The sequence below is a fragment of the Ectothiorhodospira shaposhnikovii genome (assembly GCF_016584105.1).
Classification (GTDB): domain Bacteria; phylum Pseudomonadota; class Gammaproteobacteria; order Ectothiorhodospirales; family Ectothiorhodospiraceae; genus Ectothiorhodospira; species Ectothiorhodospira shaposhnikovii.
The window spans coordinates 1-22,044 of the sequence record NZ_NRSM01000025.1 but is presented as its reverse complement, the minus strand read 5'-3'; the positions used below and the strand labels follow the sequence as shown (position 1 = coordinate 22,044).

The window sequence follows — 22,044 nt, the reverse complement described above, 5'->3', positions numbered from 1 at the left end:
ACGCCGGTGCATGCAGCCTGCCAGAGCAGTTCATTCAGCAAGCGCTTTAGGAGTCATCACACCATGGTTGCACCCGTCCGACCTTCGGTATCTTCATTTCCATCCCTTCGTCCCCTGATGCTACGGACCGCCGTGGCCCTGGCCCTGGGAGGTATGGCCGGTTCCGTCCTGGCTTCGGAAACCCTCAGGCTGGACGAGATCACCGTCATCAGTGCCGCGGGTTTTGAGCAGGCGCTGCGGGATGCCCCCGCCAGCATCTCGGTGGTGACCCGGGAGGATCTGGAGCAGAAACGCTTTTCCAACCTGGCCGAGGCCCTGGCGGATGTGCCGGGGGTGGATGTGCGGGCGGGCACCGGCAAGACCGGCGGACTGAACATCGGTATCCGCGGCCTGCCCAGTGAATACACCCTGATCCTGATCGATGGCCGCCGCCAGAACACCTCCGGCAATGTCACCCCCAATGGCTTCGGCGAGACCTCCACCAGCTTCCTGCCGCCGCTGTCGGCCATCGAGCGCATCGAGGTGATCCGTGGCCCCATGTCCACCTTGTATGGATCGGATGCCATGGGCGGAGTGATCAACATCATCACCCGCCCGGTCAGCCGGCAGTGGGGGGGCAGCGTCACGGTGGAAAACACCTTCCAGGAAGACCGCACTGCCGGCAACAGCTCCAGCATCAGCGTTTTCACCACCGGACCGCTGGTGGAAGACCGGTTGGGTCTGCAGGTGCGTGGACGCCTGTTCGACCGGGATGCCTCGGACCGGCTGATCGAGGACAGCGCCGGGCGTGATCCCCGTCCGCCGGAGGCCCGGATCCACTCCTTGGGCGGCCGTCTGACCCTGACCCCCGTGGACGATCAGCAGGTCTGGCTGGATCTGGAGCGTGCCCGGCAGACCTATTCCAACGAAAACTGCCGTCTGGGCACCCAGGATGGGACCAACCGCAACACCTGCGCCCCCCAGCCCGGCACGGTCTGGGGCTATGAGGATGAGTTGCGTTTCAACCGTGATCAGGCCGTGCTGGGTTATCGCGGCAATTTCGAGGCCGGCACCCTGGAAGGTAGTGTGACCCGCATCACCACGGAAACCCTTGGCCGCACCCTGCCCGCGGGCAGTGCGCCGGACTACGGCTATGAGGCCGTGGGCGGCGAGCCCAGGTTGCTGGAGAACCGTGACCTGGTGGTGGACGGAAAATGGGTCATGCCCACCGGTGACCACATGCTGACCCTGGGTGGACAGTATGTGGATTCAAAGCTGGAAGACGGCGCGGCAGGCAACGAGGCCCTTGAGCAGAGCAACTGGTCGGTCTTCGTCGAGGATGAGTGGTGGCTCAGGCATGATCTGGCCCTCACCCTGGGTGCCCGCTATGAAAACCATGATGCCTTTGACGGACACTTCAGCCCCCGCGCCTACCTGGTCTGGAAGACCGATGATCAGTGGACCCTGAAGGGCGGCGTTGGTCGGGGGTACAAGACCCCCACCCTGAACCAGCTCCATGACGGCATTACCGGCTTCGGCAACCAGGGGCGGACGATCACCATCGGTTCTCCCCATCTCAAGCCGGAAAAGACCACCAACTATGAGTTGGGCGCGGGCTTTGACAACCGGGCCGGCCTGTCCGCGAATGTCACTCTCTTCCATACCCGCTTCACCGACCGGATTGCCAGCGGGGAAGGGATTCTCAATTGCCAGTATGTGGATGGGAACGGCAACCAGCCCTATGCCGGGACGCCGGGCTGTCTGAGCATCGGTAACTTCACCGAGCAGGAAGATTTCTCCCAGTTGGTGAACATCGATCGTGCCATCTCCCAGGGTGTGGAGCTGAGTGCCCGTTATCGCTTTGCCCCGGCCTGGGAGATCAGTGGCGGCTATACCTACACGGACACCGAGATCCGTTCCGGTGACCAGAAGGGCCTGCTGCTGACCAACACGCCGGAGCATGTCCTGACCACCCGACTGCTGTGGGATGTCAGCGACCGGCTGTCGACCCGCCTGGACGGGGAGTTCTATTCATCCCGGGAGCGCTTTAGCGGCGGGCTGCCCACCTCCGGTCAGAACCTTTCCCTGTATCAGCAACTGGGTAACAAGCTGGACAGCTACGCCGTGTTCAACCTGGGCGCCACCTATCGCATGTCCGACCGGGTGCGCCTGACCGGCACCGTCTACAACCTGCTGGACAAGGACTTCGGCAAATCGGACAGCTATGTCCACGACGGTCAGACCTACCACGCCTATCGGTACACCCAGACCGCCGCCGCCACCAGCGGGGTGTATCTGGACCGTCGGAGTCTTTGGTTGTCCGCCACCTACGACTTCTGATCCAAAGCGGGTGCCGGCCCCCGATGGGAGTCAATCCCCGGGGGCCGTCCCTGTGGGAGCGGCCCCCGGCGGCGAAGGGCCTTGCCTGAGGACACTCGACGGCGATCTTCGCCGGCAGGCCGGCGCCCACGGGACTCATGTATTCAGCCGTGTTTTCTTCGCTTTTCCTTCTCCATGCACAGGCGCATTCTTCCATGCTACGCAAACTCTGGTTCCAGCTTCACTGGTTCATGGGCATCACGGTCGGAGTCGTGCTGATCATCCTCGGCGTGACCGGGGGAATGCTGACCTTCGAGCGCGAGATCATCCGCGCCATCAACAGTGATGTCCTGCGGGTGGAGCCCCTGGACACACAACGCCTGTCTCCGGAAGCCCTGCTGCGACAGGCCCAGCAGGCCCTGCCGGAACGGCAGATCAATTCCCTGAGCCTGTCTTCCGATCCCCGGGATGCGGTCACCGTGAACGTGGCCGGTGACGGGCCGCAGGCCCGCCGCGGGGTCAATCATTATTTCAATCCCTACACCGGGGAACTGATCGGCGCGGAACTCAAGGGACAGGCCTTCTTCCGCACCCTGCAGCGCCTGCATCGCTGGCTGCTGATGGGGGATGTGGGCAAGCAGATCACCGGGGCGGCCACCATCATGCTGATCATCCTGGTGCTGTCGGGCATCTACCTGCGCTGGCCCCGGTCCTGGAAGGCCCTGGCTGGCTGGTTCACCTTCAGTTTTCGCCGCTCGGGGCGCGGGTTCATCTCCAGCATGCACGGGGTGGTGGGTACCTGGGTGCTGCCCCTCTATCTGCTGGCAGCCCTGACGGGGCTGTACTGGTCCTATGACTGGTACCGGGCCGGCCTGCATGAACTCAGTGGTGTCCCCATGCCGGTGCGCCCGGGTCCCCCGCAGCCCGCCCAGGAGGGTAACGCCGGTGCCCGGGCCGGCGGTGCCCGGAGCGGCGAAGAGGCTCCCCGTGGTCGCATGGGCCGTGAGGCGTCTTCGCCCCGGGAGCCGGTGGCTGACCGTTTTGCACAGGTGAACGCCATCTGGCAGGCCTTCGAGCAGGCGGCACCTTTGGGCTATTCCACCGCCACCCTGCGTCTGCCCCAGCCGGGGGGAGACTATCAGTTCATGTATTTCGACCCCCGGCCGGCCCATGAGCGGGCCTGGAACCGCCTGACCCTGGCGGCCGGCACCGGCGAAGTGCAAAACCATGCCCGCTATGCGGACCGTCCCCTGAATGAAAAGCTCATGTCCAGCATGCTGCCGCTGCACAGCGGCTCGTTCTTCGGCATGCCCGGCCGCATCGCCATGATGGTGGCCAGTTTGATCATGCCCCTGTTCGCCATCACGGGGCTGGTGCTGTATATCGATCGCCGACGCAAGGCCCAGGTGGCCCGGTCGGCCCTGCTTCAGGCCGGGCTGAAGCCTGCGGGCGAGAGCGGGTCCGGGGAGGGCGAGTGCATCCATGTGGTCTTTGCCAGCCAGACCGGCAATGCCGAGACCCAGGCCTGGAAGACGGCGGGGGCGTTCCAGGCCGCCGGCCTTGCGGTGGCAGTCCATCCGCTGGGCACGCTGACCCCGAATGACCTCAAGGACATGGGGCGCGTGCTGTTCATCGCCTCCACCTACGGGGAAGGGGAGCCCCCCGATCCGGCCCGTCCCTTTGCCCGTCTCATGGAACGGCAACATCCGGATCTGAGCACGATGGAATATGCCCTGCTGGCCCTGGGCGATCGGGGCTACTGCCACTTCTGCGCCTTCGGTCGAAGCCTGGATGAATGGCTGCGATCCTGCGGCGCCACCGCCGTGGCACCCCGGGTGGAGGTGGACAGCACCGAGCCTGCCGCCCTGGGCCAGTGGCAGGTATTGCTGCGTTCCCTGGGTGCCGCGGAAATGGATTTGAATGGCGAGATGTCGCCGCCGGCCCCCTGGACACTGGTGGAGCGACGGGTGCTCAACCCGGGGTCCCTGGGTGGTTCCACCTTTCACCTGTCCTTCAGGCCGGACGAGGGTGTGGATGCACACTGGCAGGCCGGCGATCTGGTGGAGGTGCATGTCCCCGCCGCCGTCACCGGGGGGCATGAAGTCACTCGCCTGTATTCCATCGCCTCCGTGCCCGCCGAAGGCTGTCTGAACCTGCTGGTGCGGCAGGTCCACGGCGAGGATGGCCGGCTGGGCCTGGGCTCGGGCTATCTCACGGCCACGCTGGAGCCGGGGCAGTCGGTGTCCCTGCGCCTTCGCCCCAACCGCAATTTCCGTCTCGACCAGGAGACCCGTCCCTTGATCCTGATCGGCAACGGCACCGGTCTGGCCGCCCTGCGTGCCCATCTGGTGGAGCGGATCACCGCCGGTCATCACGCCAACTGGCTGGTCTTCGGGGAGCGCCAGCGTGCCCATGATTTCTACTATGAGGACGAGATCCGGAGTTGGCAGGCCCAGGGTGGGCTGGTCGCCCTGTCTCTGGCCTTTTCCCGGGACGGGGAACAGCGGGAGTATGTCCAGCATCAGTTGCGGACCCATGCCGGGGATGTGATCCGCTGGGTGGACGAGGGGGCGGTGGTGCTGGTTTGCGGCAGTGCCCTGACCATGGCGCCGGCGGTGGATGAGGCCCTCCGGGAGATTCTGGGCGAAGAAAGGTTCGAAACCCTGTCAACGGATGCCCGCTATCGGCGTGATGTGTACTGAAGGGGGGATGCTTCCCCCCCAGTCGATGACCCCGTCGCCATCCGGAGCCTGAACCGTCCCATGAATCCGCCCAACCGTTCCCAACGGCGTTGGCCGCGCCGCCGTGCCTTCATCCTGCTGATGGTTCTGCTCCTGCTGGCCGGTGGGGCCTATGGCGCCTGGAGCTGGCTCGGCGGTGGCAAGGATGAGGAAACCACCCGGCTGACCGCCAAGGTCAGCCGGGGTGACATCGAGAACCTGGTGACCGCCACCGGCACCCTGCAGCCCAGGAGTTATGTGGATGTGGGGGCGCAGATCTCCGGTCAGGTGATGGCCATCCATGTGGAGGTGGGCAGCCAGGTGGAGGAGGGGCAGTTGCTGGCGGAGATCGATCCCACGGTCTATCTGGCCCGGGTGGATGCCAGCCGCGCCCAGCTTCGTTACCAGCGTGCCCAGTTGCAGGACCGGGAGGCCCAGCTGGCCCTGGCCCGAATCACCCACACCCGGCAGCGCAACCTGTATGCGGAGGACGCCACCACTCTGGAGTCCCTGCAGACCGCCGAGGCCGGTCTGAAGTCGGCCCAGGCCCAGATCGAGATGCTCCAGGCCCAGATCGAGCAGACCGAATCCAGCCTGCGGGCCGACGAGGCCAATCTGGAGTACAGTCGGATCCTGGCGCCGATGGCCGGGACGGTGGTCTCCGTCACTGCCCGTCAGGGACAGACCCTCAATGCCAATCAGCAGGCCCCCATCATCCTGCGGATTGCGGAGCTGTCCACCATGACCGTGCAGACCGAGGTCTCGGAGGCGGATGTCTCCCGCCTGCAGCCCGGCATGGCGGTCTATTTCACCACCCTGGGCGGGGGGGATCGCCGCTGGCACGGCAGTCTGGAACGCATCGAACCCACGCCGACGGTCACCAACAACGTGGTGCTTTACAACGCCCTGTTCAATGTGCCCAATCCGCGCCACTTCCTCATGACCCAGATGACGGCGCAGGTCTTCTTCATCGAATCGGCGGCGCGGGACACCCTGCTGGTGCCCATGTCGGCGCTGACCCTGACCGGTCCGGCCGCGGGTCGCACGGGGCGTCCCGAAGGACGCGAGAGCCCCCCGGAGATGCGGGAGGCCCGTTCCGGGTCCGGGAACGAAGAACCCCCCGTCGTCCGGGCGCGTCGCGGTCTGGTCACGGTGCTCAAGGACGATGGACGCATTGAGGAACGGGTGGTCGAGATCGGGGTCAGCAACCGGGTGCAAGCCCAGGTGCTGTCCGGCCTTGAGGAGGACGAGACGGTGGTGCTGGCCGGTCGCGCACCCACGGCCTCGTCCACGACTACCCGTCAGGCCGGCAGTGACCGCATCCCCGGGTTGGGTCCCACCGGTATGGGGCCGGGGCTGCGCTGATGACGACCGCCGGCATGCACCCGCTCATCCGGCTCTCCGGCGTCACCCGCTGCTTCGTCAACGGGGATCTGGAGGTGCCGGTACTCCATGGCATCGACCTGGAGATCCAGGCCGGGGAATTCGTGGCCATCGTCGGCGCCTCCGGTTCCGGCAAGTCCACCCTCATGAACATCATCGGTTGCCTGGACCGGCCTTCCGGGGGGCATTACCACTTCATGGGAGAGGACGTCTCCGGGCTGGGCCCGGATGATCTGGCGGCCCTGCGCCGGGAGGCCTTCGGCTTCGTGTTCCAGAGCTACCACCTGATCCAGGGGCTGTCCGCACGGGAGAACGTGGAGGTGCCCGCCCTGTATGCGGGCATGGCACCCGTGACGCGCCATGAGCGTGCCGAATCCCTGCTCACCCGACTGGGGCTGGGGGAGCGTCTGGAGCACTGTCCCGCCCAGTTGTCCGGCGGTCAGCAGCAGCGGGTGTCCATTGCCCGGGCGCTGATGAACGGGGGCCGCATCATCCTTGCCGACGAACCCACCGGGGCCCTGGACAGTCGCAGCGGCAAGGAAGTGATGGCATTGCTCAAGGACCTGTCGGCCCAGGGCCATACCATCATCCTCATCACCCATGAGGCGGAAGTGGCCGCCTATGCGGACCGGGTGATCGAGGTGCGTGATGGCAGGGTGCTGTCCGATACCGGCACACGGCGGGTGGCCGAGGTACTGCCAGAGCCCGCCGACAATGGGCACGAATCTCTTCCGGGAGAGGTGTTCGAGGCCACCCGTACCGCCTTCAGGGCCCTGAGTGCCAACCTGTTCCGTTCCATCCTCACCCTGCTGGGCATCGTCATCGGCGTGGCCTCGGTGATTTCCATGCTGGCCATCGGCGACGGGGCAAGGCAGGTGGTGGTGGACCGCATCAGCGCCATGGGCACCAACCTGCTGCTGGTGCGCCCCTGGGCGCCGAACATGCGCGGCTTCGGCATCACCACCCTGGTCCACGAGGACGTGGTGGCCATCAACGAGCTGGATAACATCATTGCCGCGGTGCCGGAACTGACGGGCAACGTGACCTTGCGATACGCCGGCAGGGATCAGTCCACCTCGGTGACGGCCACCTCCGCCAGCTTCGTCGCGGCCCGCAACTGGCCGGTGGCCCACGGGGTCTTCTTCGACGAGATGGATGAGCAGAGCTATGCCACCGTGGCGGTGCTGGGCGATACCGTGGCCCGGGCGCTGTTTCCCGGGGAGGACCCCTTGGGCCAGTTCGTGATGGTCAATAACATCCTGTTCCAGGTGATCGGCGTGATGTCGCCACGGGGCGCCTCGCCCATGGGCCAGGATCAGGATGATGTGGTGTTCATGCCCTTTCATACCGGGAGCCTGCGGGTGTTCGGCCAGCGCAACTTGCGTAACGTGACTGTGGCGGTGGAGGATGTCTCCCGCATCGACGAGACCCAGGCGGCGGTGCATGCCCTGCTGCTGCAGCGCCATGGAGTGGAAGACTTCCAGATCCGCAACATGGCCTCTCTGTTGGACAGCGCCAGCGAAACCCAGAACACCCTCACTCTCTTGCTGGCCTCCATTGCCGCCATCTCCCTGCTGGTGGGCGGGATCGGGGTGATGAACATCATGTTGGTGAGCGTCACCGAGCGGACCCGGGAGATCGGCATCCGCATGGCCACGGGGGCGCGCATGCGCAACATCCAGCAGCAATTCCTGATCGAGGCGGTGACGGTTTCCGCCCTGGGCGGGGCCATCGGGGTGGTGATCGGGCTGGGTGTGGCGGCCCTGATCGGACATCTGGGCACGCCCATCCAATACAGTCCGACACCGGTGGCGCTGGCCTTCGGCTGTGCCTTTGCCACCGGTCTGGTGTTCGGTTACCTGCCCGCCCGCAAGGCCGCCCGGCTGGACCCGGTGGTGGCCCTGGCCTCGGAGTGAACTTCATGACGGTCAATACCGATAAACGTTTTGCCGCGGGCGCGATGGTGGTGGTCGGGCTGTTTCTGGGCGGATGCGCCGGCACGGCGCCGCTGACGGGGCCGGTTCTGGACATGCCCGAGGTCTACGGCCGCGATGCCCCGGAGGCGGCCCAGGTCCAGCCCGGCTGGTGGCGGACCTTTGAGTCTCCGTTGCTGGAATCCCTGGTGCTGGAGGCCCTGGAATACAGTCCCGACCTGGCCATTGCCCGGGAACGGGTGGTGCAGGCGGAACTGCAACTGCGCAGCACCGGTGCCTCCCTGTTCCCGTCGGTGGATCTGTCCGGCGGCAGCACCTTCCGCGAGACGCGGACGGATGGGGGCGATACCGCCATCAGCCGTTCCAGCAGTCTGTCCCTGGGGGTGGGTTACGAGGTGGACCTGTGGGGTCGGCTGAGTGCCGGCGTGAACGCCGCCCAGGCCGGTCTACAGGCCACCCGCCATGACCAGGAAGCCGTGCGCCTGAGCCTGGTGGCGGGGGTGGCCAGTGGCTATTTCCAGTGGCTGTCCCTGAACGAGCGGCTGCGTATCGGCCGCCGGAACCTGGAAACCGCCGAGCGCCTGCTGGACATCGTGGAATCCCGTCATCGCCATGGGGTGGCCACGGCCCTGGACGTGAGCCGCCAGCGCACCGCGGTGCTCAGCCAGCAGGCAGCCCTGGTGCCTCTGGAGGTGCAGGCACGGCAGGCCCTGGCGGCCCTGGCGGTACTCAGTGGTCGGGCACCCCAGGGTTTCGAGATGGAACCCGAGTCCATCCAGGGACTGGCGGTCCCCGAGGTGGGACCGGGGCTGCCCTCGGAACTGCTGGTCCGGCGCCCGGATATCGCTGCCGAGGAGGCGCAGCTACTGGCCAACGACGCCAACCTGCAGGTCGCCCGGGCGGCTTTGCTGCCCAGCATCCGCCTCACCGGTTCCGGTGGTCTGGCCAGTACGGCGCTGTTTTCCCTCGCCGATCCCACCCAGAGCCTGAGCCTGGGGGCCAGCCTCGCCCAGGTGGTGTTCGACGGCGGCCGTTTGCGGACCCAGGTGGGCACTGCCGAGTCCCGGCGCCGGGAGGGGCTGGAGAGCTACCGCCGCACCGTGCTCACCGCCCTCAAGGAAGTGGAGGACGCCCTGGGAGATGTGGCCCGTCATGGGGAACAGGAACGGGTGCAGGAGGCCACCATTCAGGAGGCCGAGCGCAGCCTGAGGCTGGCGGAGTTGCGCTACCGGGAAGGGGCGGGGGATTTCACCAGCGTGCTGGATGCCCAGCGCACCCTGTTCCAGGCCCAGGAGCAGGCGGTCCAGCTGCGTCTGTCCCGCCTGGTGGCCGCCGTGGATCTGTACAAGGCCCTGGGCGGGGGCTGGCAGCGGGAGGCGGCGCCGGACATGCCTTCCGACATGCCCGGCCCGGCCACCTGAGCCTCGGTACCGTTAATCCAGGGCCTTCAGCTCGATGATTTCATAGTCCGTCGGCCCCACCTGCTCCAGGGTGAAGCGAATGCGATCACCGGCCGCCACGCCGTCTGCCAGCACGGTATCCCGCAGACGCAGGTCCATGGTCATGGGTGGCCAGCGCAGGGCCGGGATGGGGCCGTGGCTCAGGGTGACCGTGCCCGCGTCCCGGTCGATGGCCTCCAGCACCCCTTCCGCCTGGGCGGTCAGGGCGGCGTGGCCGGTATGGCCATGATGGTGGTGGTTGTCGGCGGCCGACAGCACCGGGACCGACAGGCCCAGGGCACAGGTCAGGATGAGGGTGGATACGGGACGTGCGTGGGACATGATGGAACTCCTTCTTGGTTTCATGCAATGGTTCATGGATGGACGTCATGGGTCCGCCCCCTTGCCGGGGCGGGGTTGTCGGGCAGAGGCCCGCGTTGCCACAGCCAGTACAGCACCGGGATCAGCAGCAAGGAGACCAGGGGGGCGGTGATCATGCCGCCGATCACCGGGGCGGCGATGCGCTGCATGGCCTCGGAGCCGGGGCCGCTGTCCAGGAGCAGGGGAGAGAGCCCCAGCACCACCGTCAGCGAGGTCATGGCCTTGGGGCGCACCCGCATCACCGCCCCGGCGATGATGGCCTCCTCCAGGGCCTGCCGGTCGGTGGGCCGTTGCCGGGCCACGGCATTGCGGATGTACATGAGCATCACCACCGCAAACTCCGCCGCGAGTCCCATCAGCAGGATGAAACCCGCCGCCACCGCCACCGACAGGTCGTGGCCCAGCCAGTACACCAGCCAGATCCCCCCCACCGCGGCGAAGGGCAGGGCCCCCATCAGCATCAGCGCCTCCGGGCCGCTGCGAAAGCACAGGTACAGGAGCAGGAAGATCAGCACCAGGGTCACCGGGATCAGGTAACCCAGGCGCTCCCGGGCCCGTTCCATGTGCTCGTACTGGCCAGACCAGGCGATGGCATAGCCGGGGGGCAGCGTCACCTGTTCGGCCACCAGCCGGCGGGCCTCGGCCACGTAGGAACCCAGATCCCGATCGCGGATGTCCACCACCACCCAGCCGTTGAGACGGGCGTTTTCGGTGCGGATCATGGCCGGGCCGTCCACGATGCGGATGGTGGCCAGACTGCCCAGGGGCACGTGGGCACCGGCAGGGGTGATCACGGGCAGCGCCTCCAGGGCCTCGGGGCTGTCCCGCCAGTCCTGGGGATAGCGCAGGTTCACCGGGTAGCGTTCCCGGCCTTCCACGGTCTCGGTGACCCCCATGCCGCCCACCGCCGTCTGCACCAGGGACTGCAGTTCGGCCACGCTCACCCCATGGCGCGCCGCCCGCTCCCGATGGATCTCCACCTCCACGTAGCGGCCGGTGGCGGCCCGGTCGGCGAAGGCCGAGGCGGTGCCGGGCACCTGGGCGAGTACCGCCTCGATCTCCCGGCCGAGGCGTTCGATCCCGGCCAGGTCCGGACCGGAGATCTTCACCCCCACCGGGGAGCGGATGCCGGTGGAGAGCATGTCGATGCGGGTCTTGATGGGAGGTACCCAGACGTTGGCCACGCCGGGAAACTTCACTGCCGCGTCCAGTTCCCGGATGATGTCCGCCTTGGTCATGCCTTCCCGCCACTCATCCCGGGGCTTGAAACGGATCACCGTCTCCAGCATGCCGATGGGGGCCGGGTCGGTGGCGGTATCCGCCCGGCCCGCCTTGCCGAATACCTGCTCCACCTCGGGCACCGAGGCGATCAGCCGGTCGGTCTGCTGCAGGAACTCCCGCACCTTGTCCAGGGAGACCCCGGGGTTCAGGGACGGCATATACATCAGGTCACCCTCGTCCAGTTCGGGCATGAACTCGCTGCCCAACCGGGTGCCGGGCCACGACATGGTGAGGGCCAGCAGCAGGGCCGCCGCCACGGTGGCCCAGGGGTGGCGCAGCAGCAACCGCAGCAGGGGTTGATAGAGGGCGATCAGCAGCCGGCTCAAGGGGTGCCCGGCCTCGGGCCGGATGCGCCCCCGTACCAAGTAGCCCATCAGTACCGGCACCAGGGTGATGCCCAGCCCGGCGGCGGCCGCCATGGCATAGGTGCCGGTGAAGGCCAGGGGCTTGAACATGCGGCCCTCCTGCCCTTCCAGCACGAACAGGGGCAGGAAACTCACGGTAATGATGAGCAGGGCGAAGAACAGGGGGCGGCCGGTCTCCTTGGCCGCCTCGGCCACCAGGGCCCAGCGGTCCTCCTCGGGATGGGCCCGCTCCAGGCGCTTGTGCAGGTTCTCCACCATGACGATGGCCGCGTCCACCATGGCGCCGATGGTCACGGCGATGCCCCCCAGGGACATGATGTTGGCGTTGATGCCCTGCTGTTGCATGATCATCAGGGCCGCCAGGATGCCGATGGGCAGGCTGACGATAGCCACCAGGGCCGAACGCAGATGCAGCAGGAACACCAGAGACACGGCGGCGATGATCAGGAACTCCTGCCACAGTTTGCTGGACAGGTTGTGTACCGATTCCCGGATCAGGGTGGAGCGGTCATAGGTCTCGACGATCTCCACACCGGGCGGCAGGCTGGGGCGCAGGGCGTCCAGGCGCTGTTTCACCCGTTCGATGGTGGCCAGGGCGTTTTCGCCGTGGCGCATCACCACCAGGGCCCCCACCACTTCACCTTCTCCATCCAGGTCCGCCAGGCCGCGCCGGGCCTCGGGACCCAGGCGGATCTCGGCCACGTCCTCCAGCAGCAGCGGGGTGCCGTCGGCGGTCCGGCCCACGGGGATGTGGGCCAGATCCGCCGCGCCGGTGAGATAACCCCGGGTCCGCACCATGTATTCGGCCTCGGCCATCTGCAGCACCGAGCCGCCCCCCTCCCGGTTACCCGCCTGGATGGCGCTGCGGACCTGCTCCAGGGTGAGGTCGAAGGCCCGGGCCCGGTTCGGGTCCAGCACCACCTGGTACTGCTTGACCATGCCCCCCAGGGTGGCCACCTCGGCCACGCCGGGCACCGACTGCAGTTCGTATTTGAGGAACCAGTCCTGCAGGCTGCGCAGGTCCGCCAGGTCATGGGTGCCGCTCCGATCCACCAGGGCGTACTGGTAGACCCAGCCCACCCCGGTGGCGTCCGGCCCCAGGGCCGGACGGGCCCCGTCCGGCAGATCCGGGGCGACCTGGCTCAGGTATTCCAGCACCCGGGACCGGGCCCAGTAGGGATCGGTGCCGTCCTCGAAGATCACGTAGACGTAGGAATCCCCGAACATGGAAAACCCTCGCACGTCCCGGGCGCCGGGCACCGCCAGCATGGCGGTGGACAGGGGGTAGGTCACCTGGTCCTCGACGATCTGGGGGGCCTGGCCCGGATAGCCGGTATGGACGATCACCTGCACGTCCGATAAATCCGGGATGGCGTCCAGGGGCATGTCCCGCAGTGAGAACAGGCCCCAGGTGATGAAGATCGCCGTCAGCAGCAGGACCAGCAGGCGGTTGTCCAGGGAGGCCTGGATGATGCGGTCGATCATGGTGCATCTCCCGGACGGGGGGCCACGTGGGTCAGTTCATAGACGTATTCCTCCCGTTCCCGGATGCGAATATGCACGGCATCGCCGGGGGACAGTCCTTCCAGACTGACCCCGTCCGCCACCTCGAAGTCCATGGTCATGGCGGGCCAGCCCAGGGCGGGAATGGGCTCGTGGTACAGGTTCACCCGGCGCGCTTCCCGGTCCACCCGGTTGATGCGGCCTTCGGCGGGGACGCTGTCGTCGTGGGTGTCGCCGCCGTCTTCAGGCGTCTCCAGGCGGGCCAGGGCCACGCTCACGGCGGCCTCCGAGTCGATGAGGAACTGGCCTGAGACCACCACCTTGTCCCCCGCTTCGATACCCGCCAGGATCTCCAGCCGATCCCCGGCGCGTCGCCCCAACGCCACTTGCCTGACCTGAAAGCGGCCTTCTTCCAGGGCGAGCACGACGCGATTCTCGTGGCCGGTGCGGATCACCGCCTCCACCGGGACATGGACCACCTCGCCGGTGGGGATGGCCGCGAGACGGGCCTCAACCCAGGCGCCGGGCCTGAGGATGCCGTCCGGATTATCCAGTCCCAGGCGGGCGCGCACCGTGCGGGTGGGCTGGGTCAGGGTGGGATAAAGGTAGTCCAGGCGGCCTTCCAGAACCTCGTCCGGATGGGCGGGTAGTCGCAGGGTGACATGGCTTCCCGGGGAGACGGCCGCGGCCTGTTGTTCGAACAGGTCCAGCATGACCCAGACCCGGGACAGGTCGCTGATCCGCATCACCTCGGTGCCCGGGGTGACGAACATCCCTTCGGCGACATTCAGGGCGGTGACGATGCCGTCCCGTGGGGCCGTGACCGGCACCCGTGTCAATGCCTGTCCCCGGGATTCCACCTCACGGATGGTGTCCCGGCTCAGCCCCAGGGCCCGCAGCCGTTCCCGGGCCGGTTCCGCCGGGCCGCCCCGGCGCAGGATCTGCAGCAGTTCTTCCTGGGCGTTCACCAGCAGGGGGGAATAGATCCGGAACAGTATCTGACCGGCCCGCACCGCCTCGCCGGTGGTGCGCACCCGCAGATCCTCGATCCAGCCCTCGGTGCGCAGGTGGACGTGGGCCAGACCGGCTTCATCCTCGGTCACGAAGCCGACGGTGCGGATCTCCCGAGTCAGTTCGCCCCGTTCTGCGGCGGCGGTGCGCACCCCCATGTTTTGTATCACCCGAGGGCTGATGCGTACGCCGCCCTCATCTGCAGGGTCCGTGTCTCCGGCGTAGATGGGAATGAAGTCCATGCCCATCTCGTCCTTGCGGGGTTCGTCCGAACGAATGGCAGGGTTGTGCGGGTGGCGGTAGTAGAGCACGGTCCGGCCGCCACCGTCTTCGGCCCGGGAGGCGGTCTCTCCATGGTGCCAGAGGATGGCGCCGGCACCCAGGGTGATGCCCAGGGACAGGCTCAGCAGCAGGGGCATGATTTTCATGACGGGTCCTCCCCCAGCAGGGACAGCAGACGGGCCTGGGCGATCCACCGGTCCCGGGTGACGTCGGCGGTGGTGATCTGCAACGCCAGGTGGTTGATGCGGGCGCGCACCAGGCCGGGCAGGTCCCCGGTGCCGGCAGCGTAGGCTTCTTCGGCGGCTCGAATGGACGCCTCGGCCAGGGGCAGCAGGCGTTGCCGGTGGCGTTGTTCCCGTTCAAGCAGTTGCTGCCAGGCGGCATGATCGCGGGTGAGTGACTGCCGCAGTTCACGGTGTTGGGCTTCCCGGTCGTGCCCGGCGGCCGCCGCCTCCCGCAGGCTGGCGGCCACATCCCGGTCCTGGCGATTGCGGGTGAACAGGGGCAGATCGAGCATCACCATGGCCGAGAGCCGATCCGCGTCGTTCATGTCTGAGCGGGTCGGTGTGCCGTAGGTGAGTTCCACGGACCATTCCGGCCGGTACCCCTGTCTGGCCAGGGTCACCCCCCGCTGCTGTTCGGAGACCATCAGGTCCTGGGCGCGCAGCAGGGGGTGTTGATCGATGTCGTCGGCCAGGTTCGGGGTCGGCAGTTCGGGCAGATTGTCCGGGAGTGGGCGGCGGGCGGCCTCCGCGCCGATCCATCGGGTCAGGCGGGCCTGTGCCCCGGCGGCCTCGGCCTGAGTGGCGTCAAGGCGGTCTGCCAGGTTTTCCAGTGCCAGTTCGGTCTGCAGGAGCGTCTGGTGTGTCCCCCGTCCGGCGGCAAACTCCCGTTCGGTGACTTCCAGCAGTTCGCGCAGCTGATCCCGGCTGGCCTCCAGCAGACTCAGGAGCCGGCGCTGGTAATGCAGTTCCACATAGGCCTGGCGGACTTGGGCGCGGGTTTCCCGCATGGCCGCCTCAGCCCGGGCGTGGAAGACCATGGCGCGCAGCCGTTCCTGTTCACTGCGCAGCGCCCGGCTGTCTCCCCGGGGGAAGGTCTGGCGCAGGCCCAGCCGGAACTGGGTCATGTCATCGCCTTCCAGTCGCGGGCGCTCCGCGGGGAGATCCATCCATTCGATGATCAGCATGGGATCCGGCAGGGCACCGGCGCTGATGGCGGACTCCTCCCGCGCCGTCGCTTGCTCCCGATAACGGGCGGTCAGGGGGTCCTGGTCCAGGGCCAGGGTTTCGGCCTCTGCCGGGCCCAGGGGCAAAAGTGGAGGGGCTGCCGGGAGCGCCCCCGGCAACAGAAGCAGCAGCAGGCCGGGCAGCCTGCCGGGACTCTGGGATGGCATGAATCGATGTCCTCGCCGTGGGGTCGTGAGCGACCCCGTTGCATCGGGTCGACCCGGTGGCCTTCAGGCACGGGGCGGCGCCCGCATGGGCCGGCGGCCTGTGACGAAGGCTGGAGGGACGACCGGTATCCGGCGGCCCGTGGCCGCCCGGGGGTCAGGCGAGGTGGGGTTTGGGAGGTCGGTGTTCCAGCTGGGGAACCCGGGAGTGCAGGCCATGAATGATGCCGACCGGGGCGGGCTGGCAGGCGCGCTGTTCGACGGGTGGCTCCTGGGTCATTGCCAGGGCGCAGGCGGCACAGAAGGCACACTGATCCTGGCTGGTTTCGGCCTGCTCGTCCCCGGTTTCACCGCAATGGCCCGTGGCGGCAGCGGGGACGTGATCCTGATGATGACCCTGGTGCATCCAGGCATCGCCCTTGGCGGCAGGCGAGGCCGCCAGCACATGGTGCATCGGCATCGCCAGAAGGGATGCGATTACCAGCAGGACGATGGCACGGACGCGCAGCATGGGAAGATGCTGGCATATCCACCGGGGGCGGGCAAGCACCTTGGCCCGACCGGCTCTGATGATCGCTCCGGCGGGGCGATGGGTGGACGTGTATCGCTGATTCCTCGCCTTAAAACCGATATCCAGTATTATTCCCGCGTAATGATTTGAAGTGGCATAACACCCTGCTCCATAGGAGTGTCTTTATGAGAGTTTTGCTGGAACGGACCGGTCTTGCCGTAGGGCTGACCATGCTGATGGGAACACTGGTCCTGACCAGCATCCTGGTGGTGACCGGGATGGTCTTCATGCAGTACCGGGAGGCCCAGGTTCAGGGGACACTGCAACAGCTCCAGTCCACCGCGGCCATGAACACCCAGTCCTTCATGGACTGGCTTCATGTGCGTCAGGACGAGATGCGTTATCTGGCCAGTCTGGAAGAGGCCGTGAACATGGATCCGGTCGGCCTCACCCCGCTGCTGCTGGCCATGGCGGCCAACGGCTACTACGACACCATCATGGTGGTGGATCCCAGGGGGCATGGCATTGCCGGGGTATCCCATGACGGCCAGGTCCGGGCGTTGTCGGCGGAACAGGTGGCCGGTTTCCGTCTGGACAACCGCCCCTGGTTCATCCAGGTGGTGGCCGGGACGGAGGTGATCGGCAAGCCGGTGCATTCCCGTTTCACCGGTTATCACGTCAGCCCCGTGGCAGTCCCCATTCGTCGGGATGGTCAGGTGGTGGGGGTGGTGCGCGGCGCGGTGCGGCTGCAGAGCGTGTTTGAGCGGGTGCGGGCGCTGTCCTCGGACACGGATGGGGAGATATTTCTCGTGGACGGCGCCGATGGTCGACCGGTGACCCCGGTACGTTCCGTTCGGGATGCCGACGCGCCCCTGGATACCGAGGCGGCCCGGGCCATCCGGGAGAGCAGAAGTGGTGTGGGTCGCTATCCCAATGGGTTGGGGACGGATGTGATCGGCAGTTACACCCATATACCGTTGCTGGGCTGGGGCCTGATCCTGGAGCGGGAGGCAGGTCCCGCCCTTGCCGAGATGCACGCCATGCTGGTTCGCCTGGTCGTCATCGCCGGTCTGATGATAGTCGTGTCCATGGCGTTGACCCTTCTGGTGGTGCGTACCATCAATGCCATCATCGGCGGCGAGCCTGCTGATGTGGCCGGGGCGGTACGGCGGGTGGCCGGGGGGGATCTGAGTGTACCGGTCAGGGGGCGGACGGGCGGTTCGTCCAGCCTTGCGGCCGGTATCGGCGCCATGCAGGCCCGGCTCCGGGAAATGGTGGGTGAGATCGTCGATGTCTCCCGGCGACTGACTTCCGCCGCCTCACGCCTTTCCCGGGTGAACGTGGATACGGACGAAGGATTGAGACGACAGACGGAACAGGTGGATGGCGCGGTGGTGGCCATGAACCAGATGGTGGCAACCGTGGACGAGGTGGCCAGGAATACCCAGTCGGCCGCCCACCTGGCCCAGGACACCCTGGACCAGGTGCAGGCCGGCAAGACGGAAGTGGGGCGCAGCATGGCCAACATCGAATCACTGGCGGAAAACGTCACTGATTCGGCCCAGGCCATGGAGTCCCTTCGGGAGGATGCCGAGCGCATCGGCACTGTGCTGGAGGTGATCCGCGACGTGGCGGAGCAGACCAATCTGCTGGCCCTGAATGCGGCCATCGAGGCGGCCCGGGCGGGGGATCAGGGGCGAGGGTTTGCCGTGGTGGCCGCCGAGGTCAGGACGCTGGCGGGGCGTACGGAGAAATCAACGACCGACATTCAGGGCATGATTCATCGGTTGCAGAACAGTGCCAGGAATGCCGCCCAGGTGATGGTGGCCAGCCGTGAACAGGCAGTGCGGAGCGTGGATGAGGCGGTTCGTGCGGGGGATTCCCTGGACCGGATCACCGCCTCCGTGACCCATATCAGCGACGTGATCCGGCAGATCGCCAGCGCCGCCGAGGAGCAGAGCGCCACGGCCCGGGCCATCAATGGCGGCATGCAGCAGATCCATGCGGTCTCTGAACAAACCCGGCACTGCATGGATGAGACGTCCCGAGCCGCGGAAGACCTTTCCAGTCTGGCGGATCAGTTACAGGGGCTGGTGCTGCGCTTTCGCATGTGATGGCTGACGGGCGATGGAAACCGTGGCGGCCTTGCGCTCACCGTCACGATGTACCAGTTTTTCCAGCAGCAGGTGCTTCGGGTCCCGTGTCCCGGCCGCCAGCAGGGCGGCCGCCTCGGCGACGGCCGGTGTTCCCGTCATCTGTCTGACCCGTTCGGAGGGGTTGGGGACGGGCACCCGGGCCAGGGCGTCGGCGGAAAACACCTGAATGCGCCAGCCATGGTGCCGTGCCAGGAGGAGGATGGCCGGCTCGTCCCGGCGATGCTCGATGGTGGCCAGGCCGCCGACCGCATCCGGCGCAAGACCCACCTTGTGCAGCGCCCGGAGTACCGCGGCCATCATGACATCGGGGTGGAGGCCCGGGGTGCAGCCCACGCCCACATACACTTTGCCCATCAATGATGATCCTGGTTGATGCGGAGCACGGGATGCCGTGCCCATGACCTTGTTATGCAAGACCGGAGGGGCTACTTTAGCAGACCGCTGTCTTGATGCCGTATCCCGACGGTGCAGAGGAATCGACCCAGTCCATGACTTCAGGAAAATCCCGTGTTGATTCCCGCCCGGATCTGCAGGCCGATTTCGGGTATCGCATTCTCCGGTTGCTGGAGGGGCATGCTCTGGCGCCATCCCCCATTCATTACTGGATCTTTCACGATTATCTTCAGGCGGCCAATGAAGCGCTGGTGCAGGCGGTCAGTGAGCGGCTCAGTGCGGGCAGGAAGCTGGATTCCTTCGTCCTGCATGATCTGTTCGAGCGCTATGTGGCCGGTGAGAGCCTGTCCCGTTTCAACGATATGGGAGATGATCTGGAGGCGCTGCTGAGCGGGATCATCAGCCTGCTCAGGAATGCCGAACGCACTACGGCGGGATTCCAGGCATGTCTGACGGACAATCTTCAGGCCCTGGATCAGGCGGAAAGTTCTGAAGGCCTCAAGGCCATTGCCCAATGTCTGGCAGCTGCGGTGGTCACGGCCAGCTCCGACAACCTGGCGCTGCAAAGGAACCTTGAAGAGGCGGAGCAGGAGGCCCGGCATCTGCGTCTTGAACTGGAAAAGCATCGGAAGGCCTCCATTACCGATCCCCTGACGGGGTTGCTCAATCGTCGCGGCATGGAAACGGAGATGGCCCGTGTCCTGAAGGTTTCGGATGAGATCTGCAATGTCATGCTGGTGATGGATATCGATCATTTTAAATCCATCAATGACCGTTATGGTCATGCGGTCGGTGACGTGGTCATTCGCAAGGTGGCCGCCTCCTTGCGACGTGTCCTGCCACCGGATGCGGTATTGGTGCGTTTTGGGGGCGAAGAGTTTGTTGCCCTGCTGTCGGGGCATTCCGTACAGGATGCCGTGGCCCTTGCCGAGCAGGCACGGGAAATGGTGGAACGCCTCAGGCTGGTGAACCGCCAGGACGATACGGTGGTGGAAGGTTTCACCATCTCCGTGGGGATTTCGCCGGCATCGGATAGCGATACGGTGGAAACCCTGTTCGCCCGGGCGGACAGGGCTCTCTACCAGGCCAAGCACGCCGGGCGCAACCGGGTGGTGGCCTTGGGCTCCTAATCCGATCGTCGGGGGCGACGCAGCAGGTAGGTATCCATGATCCAGCCCTTGGCGGTCCTGCCCGTCAGGCGCGCCTGTTCGATCCGCGGCGTGACGTCTTTGGCTGGACCGGAGATCAGGATCTCGTCCTCGGTCCCCAGATAGGCCCCCCAGAAGATCTCCATGTCCTCCTCCATCACTTTTCGGTAGCTCAGATCCCCGTCGAGCATCACCAGGACCGCGTCCAGGTCTTCGGGGAAGCCCTTGGCGAGTTGCCGGCCCGTGGTGACATGTACCGGCTCACCGATGCGATTGAGGGGGATGCGGTGGCCTGCCGCCAGTGCCTGCACGCTGGTGATGCCGGGGATGACCCGGTAGTCCAGTGCCAGATTGCCCCGTGCCTGAATGATCTCCATGAGCCGCATGGCGCTGTCATAAAGGGCGGGATCGCCCCACAGCAGCAGGGCGCCGCACTGGCCTTCTTCCAGTTCGGTTCCGATGGCCTGTTCCAGCAGGCGTGCCCTGGCATCGTGCCAATCCTCCACCACCGAGGTGTACCTCCCCTGGCTCTGATCCCGTACCGGATCCTGCAGGGTGACGAAACGCCATGGGCGGTCGGTGGCGAACTGCTCGCAGACCTGTCGGCGAAAACGGGTCAGTTCCGCTGTTTCGGCCCGTTTGTCCAGGACAAAGAAGACATCCACGCGGTTGATGGCCTTGATGGCCTGCAGGGTCAGGTAATCCGGATCACCGGCACCGATGCCGATCAGCAGGAATTCTCTCATGGGCGTGATGGTTTGGTGGGGGAGGGCAGTGTAGCAGGAACTTGGCCCGGGCCGGTTGTCGACGATTCAGGCATAACGAGTTAACGCCCAGCAATATAGCGCTAATAAGATGGATTATCGTTCAAGTTTGCATTTTTTATTGCTACACTCCGGTGCGATCATGTTTTCAAATTGGTGAAAGTCCGCTGCTGGATTCCCGCTTTCGCGGGAATGACGGCTTTAACTTCCGTAAACAACCGCGTTCATTTTGTGGCGACATTCAGTCTTGAAATGGGGGAAATTTCATGAAGGGTGAAATCATCAAACGGCATGGACAAAACAGGCTGGCCCGCGGTGTGGCGTTGGCACTGGGGGGTGCCTTGGCCATGACCGTGACAGGCGCCCAGGCGCAGATGCCGGAGTTGACCTGGTCCGGTCTGCTGGAGATCGAGGCAGGCTGGGCCGAGGACTACGAAGGCGGTTCCGGGAGTGATCTGAATCTGGCGACCGTGGAACTGGGCCTGGAGGCCCGCTTCAATGAGCTTCTGTCCGCCCGCGTGCTGCTGCTATACGAAGATGACGGCGAAGACTCCGAGGTGGAGGTGGACGAGGCTGTGATCTCCCTGGGGCTGCCGGCCATGCCGGGCGCTTACCTGGAAGTCGGGCGCCAATATGTGCCCTTCGGCCGATTCGAAACCGCCCTGGTTTCCGACCCGTTGGCCCTGGATCTGGCTGAAACCCGCGAGACCGCCGCCCTGCTGGGCTGGGAGGGCGATCAGTTCTACGGGGCCGCCTGGGTGTTCAGCGGCGACACCCGGGACAACCTGACCGGCGTGGGCGTGAACCTGGGGATGGCATTCGATGCCGGTCCCGTGGAAATGGATCTCGGCGTGGCCTACACCAGCGCCCTCGGGGATTCCGACACCCTGCAGGAAGTGGACGAGGTGGTCGAAGGCAAGCGTGTGGGCGGTTACAACGCCTATGCTACCGCCGTCCATGGTGTTCTGGTCAAGTCGCAGCGGACACGGATTAAGCAGCAACCGCTAAAAAATGTTGCTGAGGGGTGATGTACCCCAGGGACGAGTGGAGCCGGTCGCTGTTGTACTCCATCTCGATGTACT

At 66.1% G+C, this 22,044-nt stretch carries 15 protein-coding genes; 8 read left to right on the top strand and 7 right to left on the bottom strand.

Annotated elements, in window-relative coordinates; translation table 11 throughout:
* Positions 1 to 63: 63 nt before the first annotated feature.
* The 5 genes from CKO35_RS13190 to CKO35_RS13170 all read left to right on the top strand — a co-directional run bounded on the left by CKO35_RS13190 (position 64) and on the right by CKO35_RS13170 (position 9,756).
* Complete coding sequence (locus CKO35_RS13190) at positions 64 to 2,319, top strand: TonB-dependent receptor domain-containing protein (RefSeq protein WP_200176613.1); 2,256 nt, start codon at positions 64 to 66, stop codon at positions 2,317 to 2,319.
* A 194-nt stretch (positions 2,320 to 2,513) separates the two neighbouring features.
* Complete coding sequence (locus tag CKO35_RS13185; protein WP_200176612.1) at positions 2,514 to 5,000, top strand: PepSY domain-containing protein; 2,487 nt, start codon at positions 2,514 to 2,516, stop codon at positions 4,998 to 5,000.
* A gap of 60 nt (positions 5,001 to 5,060) precedes the next feature.
* Entirely contained in the window at positions 5,061 to 6,383 is a 1,323-nt protein-coding gene (locus tag CKO35_RS13180) for an efflux RND transporter periplasmic adaptor subunit (protein ID WP_200176611.1), read from the top strand.
* Entirely contained in the window at positions 6,383 to 8,317 is a 1,935-nt protein-coding gene (locus CKO35_RS13175) for a MacB family efflux pump subunit (protein ID WP_200176610.1), read from the top strand. The genes CKO35_RS13180 and CKO35_RS13175 overlap by 1 nt, the downstream gene beginning before the upstream one ends.
* A gap of 5 nt (positions 8,318 to 8,322) precedes the next feature.
* Positions 8,323 to 9,756 carry an efflux transporter outer membrane subunit gene (locus tag CKO35_RS13170; protein WP_200176609.1) on the top strand — a complete coding sequence of 478 codons (1,434 nt, stop codon included), beginning with the start codon at positions 8,323 to 8,325 and terminating at the stop codon, positions 9,754 to 9,756.
* A gap of 12 nt (positions 9,757 to 9,768) precedes the next feature.
* Here the strand turns inward: CKO35_RS13170 and CKO35_RS13165 are convergent, their stop codons facing one another.
* The 5 genes from CKO35_RS13165 to CKO35_RS13145 all read right to left on the bottom strand — a co-directional run bounded on the left by CKO35_RS13165 (position 9,769) and on the right by CKO35_RS13145 (position 16,501).
* On the bottom strand, positions 9,769 to 10,116 hold the full coding sequence (locus CKO35_RS13165; RefSeq protein ID WP_200176608.1) for a copper-binding protein: 348 nt from the start codon (positions 10,114 to 10,116) through the stop codon (positions 9,769 to 9,771).
* A gap of 32 nt (positions 10,117 to 10,148) precedes the next feature.
* The gene (locus CKO35_RS13160; RefSeq protein ID WP_200176607.1) at positions 10,149 to 13,286 is read right to left on the bottom strand and encodes an efflux RND transporter permease subunit; all 3,138 of its coding nucleotides are present in this window, start codon (positions 13,284 to 13,286) and stop codon (positions 10,149 to 10,151) included.
* Positions 13,283 to 14,743, bottom strand: a complete 1,461-nt coding sequence (locus tag CKO35_RS13155; RefSeq protein ID WP_200176606.1) for an efflux RND transporter periplasmic adaptor subunit — start codon at positions 14,741 to 14,743, stop codon at positions 13,283 to 13,285. The genes CKO35_RS13160 and CKO35_RS13155 overlap by 4 nt, the downstream gene beginning before the upstream one ends.
* Positions 14,740 to 15,993: a TolC family protein gene (locus CKO35_RS13150; RefSeq protein ID WP_200176605.1), complete on the bottom strand. Its 1,254-nt coding sequence runs from the start codon at positions 15,991 to 15,993 to the stop codon at positions 14,740 to 14,742. The genes CKO35_RS13155 and CKO35_RS13150 overlap by 4 nt, the downstream gene beginning before the upstream one ends.
* Positions 15,994 to 16,147: 154 nt before the next feature.
* Positions 16,148 to 16,501 (bottom strand): hypothetical protein, encoded by a 354-nt coding sequence (locus CKO35_RS13145; protein ID WP_200176604.1) that lies wholly within the window; start codon positions 16,499 to 16,501, stop codon positions 16,148 to 16,150.
* Positions 16,502 to 16,686: 185 nt separating this feature from the next.
* On the opposite strand from CKO35_RS13145, the gene CKO35_RS13140 reads away from it, so the two are divergent.
* Complete coding sequence (locus CKO35_RS13140; RefSeq protein ID WP_200176603.1) at positions 16,687 to 18,615, top strand: methyl-accepting chemotaxis protein; 1,929 nt, start codon at positions 16,687 to 16,689, stop codon at positions 18,613 to 18,615.
* Here the strand turns inward: CKO35_RS13140 and CKO35_RS13135 are convergent.
* The gene (locus tag CKO35_RS13135) at positions 18,583 to 19,011 is read right to left on the bottom strand and encodes a cobalamin biosynthesis protein (RefSeq protein WP_200176602.1); all 429 of its coding nucleotides are present in this window, start codon (positions 19,009 to 19,011) and stop codon (positions 18,583 to 18,585) included. The genes CKO35_RS13140 and CKO35_RS13135 overlap by 33 nt on opposite strands.
* Positions 19,012 to 19,145: 134 nt before the next feature.
* Here CKO35_RS13135 and CKO35_RS13130 point away from each other — a divergent pair, with 134 nt between their 5' ends.
* A complete protein-coding gene (locus CKO35_RS13130; RefSeq protein WP_200176601.1) occupies positions 19,146 to 20,180 on the top strand; it encodes a GGDEF domain-containing protein in 1,035 nt (344 codons plus the stop codon).
* On the opposite strand, the gene cobF is transcribed toward CKO35_RS13130, so the two are convergent.
* Complete coding sequence (cobF, locus tag CKO35_RS13125) at positions 20,177 to 20,944, bottom strand: precorrin-6A synthase (deacetylating) (protein WP_200176600.1); 768 nt, start codon at positions 20,942 to 20,944, stop codon at positions 20,177 to 20,179. The genes CKO35_RS13130 and cobF overlap by 4 nt on opposite strands.
* A 284-nt stretch (positions 20,945 to 21,228) precedes the next feature.
* On the opposite strand from cobF, the gene CKO35_RS13120 reads away from it, so the two are divergent.
* Positions 21,229 to 21,990, top strand: a complete 762-nt coding sequence (locus CKO35_RS13120) for an LbtU family siderophore porin (protein WP_200176599.1) — start codon at positions 21,229 to 21,231, stop codon at positions 21,988 to 21,990.
* The last annotated feature ends 54 nt before the right edge of the window (positions 21,991 to 22,044 follow it).

Coding starts and splice junctions, on each gene's coding strand:
- CKO35_RS13190 (WP_200176613.1), top strand. CDS start 64: ATGGTTGCACCCGTCCGACCTTCGGTATCTTCATTTCCATCCCTTCGT.
- CKO35_RS13185 (WP_200176612.1), top strand. CDS start 2,514: ATGCTACGCAAACTCTGGTTCCAGCTTCACTGGTTCATGGGCATCACG.
- CKO35_RS13180 (WP_200176611.1), top strand. CDS start 5,061: ATGAATCCGCCCAACCGTTCCCAACGGCGTTGGCCGCGCCGCCGTGCC.
- CKO35_RS13175 (WP_200176610.1), top strand. CDS start 6,383: ATGACGACCGCCGGCATGCACCCGCTCATCCGGCTCTCCGGCGTCACC.
- CKO35_RS13170 (WP_200176609.1), top strand. CDS start 8,323: ATGACGGTCAATACCGATAAACGTTTTGCCGCGGGCGCGATGGTGGTG.
- CKO35_RS13165 (WP_200176608.1), bottom strand. CDS start 10,116: ATGTCCCACGCACGTCCCGTATCCACCCTCATCCTGACCTGTGCCCTG.
- CKO35_RS13160 (WP_200176607.1), bottom strand. CDS start 13,286: ATGATCGACCGCATCATCCAGGCCTCCCTGGACAACCGCCTGCTGGTC.
- CKO35_RS13155 (WP_200176606.1), bottom strand. CDS start 14,743: ATGAAAATCATGCCCCTGCTGCTGAGCCTGTCCCTGGGCATCACCCTG.
- CKO35_RS13150 (WP_200176605.1), bottom strand. CDS start 15,993: ATGCCATCCCAGAGTCCCGGCAGGCTGCCCGGCCTGCTGCTGCTTCTG.
- CKO35_RS13145 (WP_200176604.1), bottom strand. CDS start 16,501: ATGCTGCGCGTCCGTGCCATCGTCCTGCTGGTAATCGCATCCCTTCTG.
- CKO35_RS13140 (WP_200176603.1), top strand. CDS start 16,687: ATGAGAGTTTTGCTGGAACGGACCGGTCTTGCCGTAGGGCTGACCATG.
- CKO35_RS13135 (WP_200176602.1), bottom strand. CDS start 19,011: ATGGGCAAAGTGTATGTGGGCGTGGGCTGCACCCCGGGCCTCCACCCC.
- CKO35_RS13130 (WP_200176601.1), top strand. CDS start 19,146: ATGACTTCAGGAAAATCCCGTGTTGATTCCCGCCCGGATCTGCAGGCC.
- cobF (WP_200176600.1), bottom strand. CDS start 20,944: ATGAGAGAATTCCTGCTGATCGGCATCGGTGCCGGTGATCCGGATTAC.
- CKO35_RS13120 (WP_200176599.1), top strand. CDS start 21,229: ATGAAGGGTGAAATCATCAAACGGCATGGACAAAACAGGCTGGCCCGC.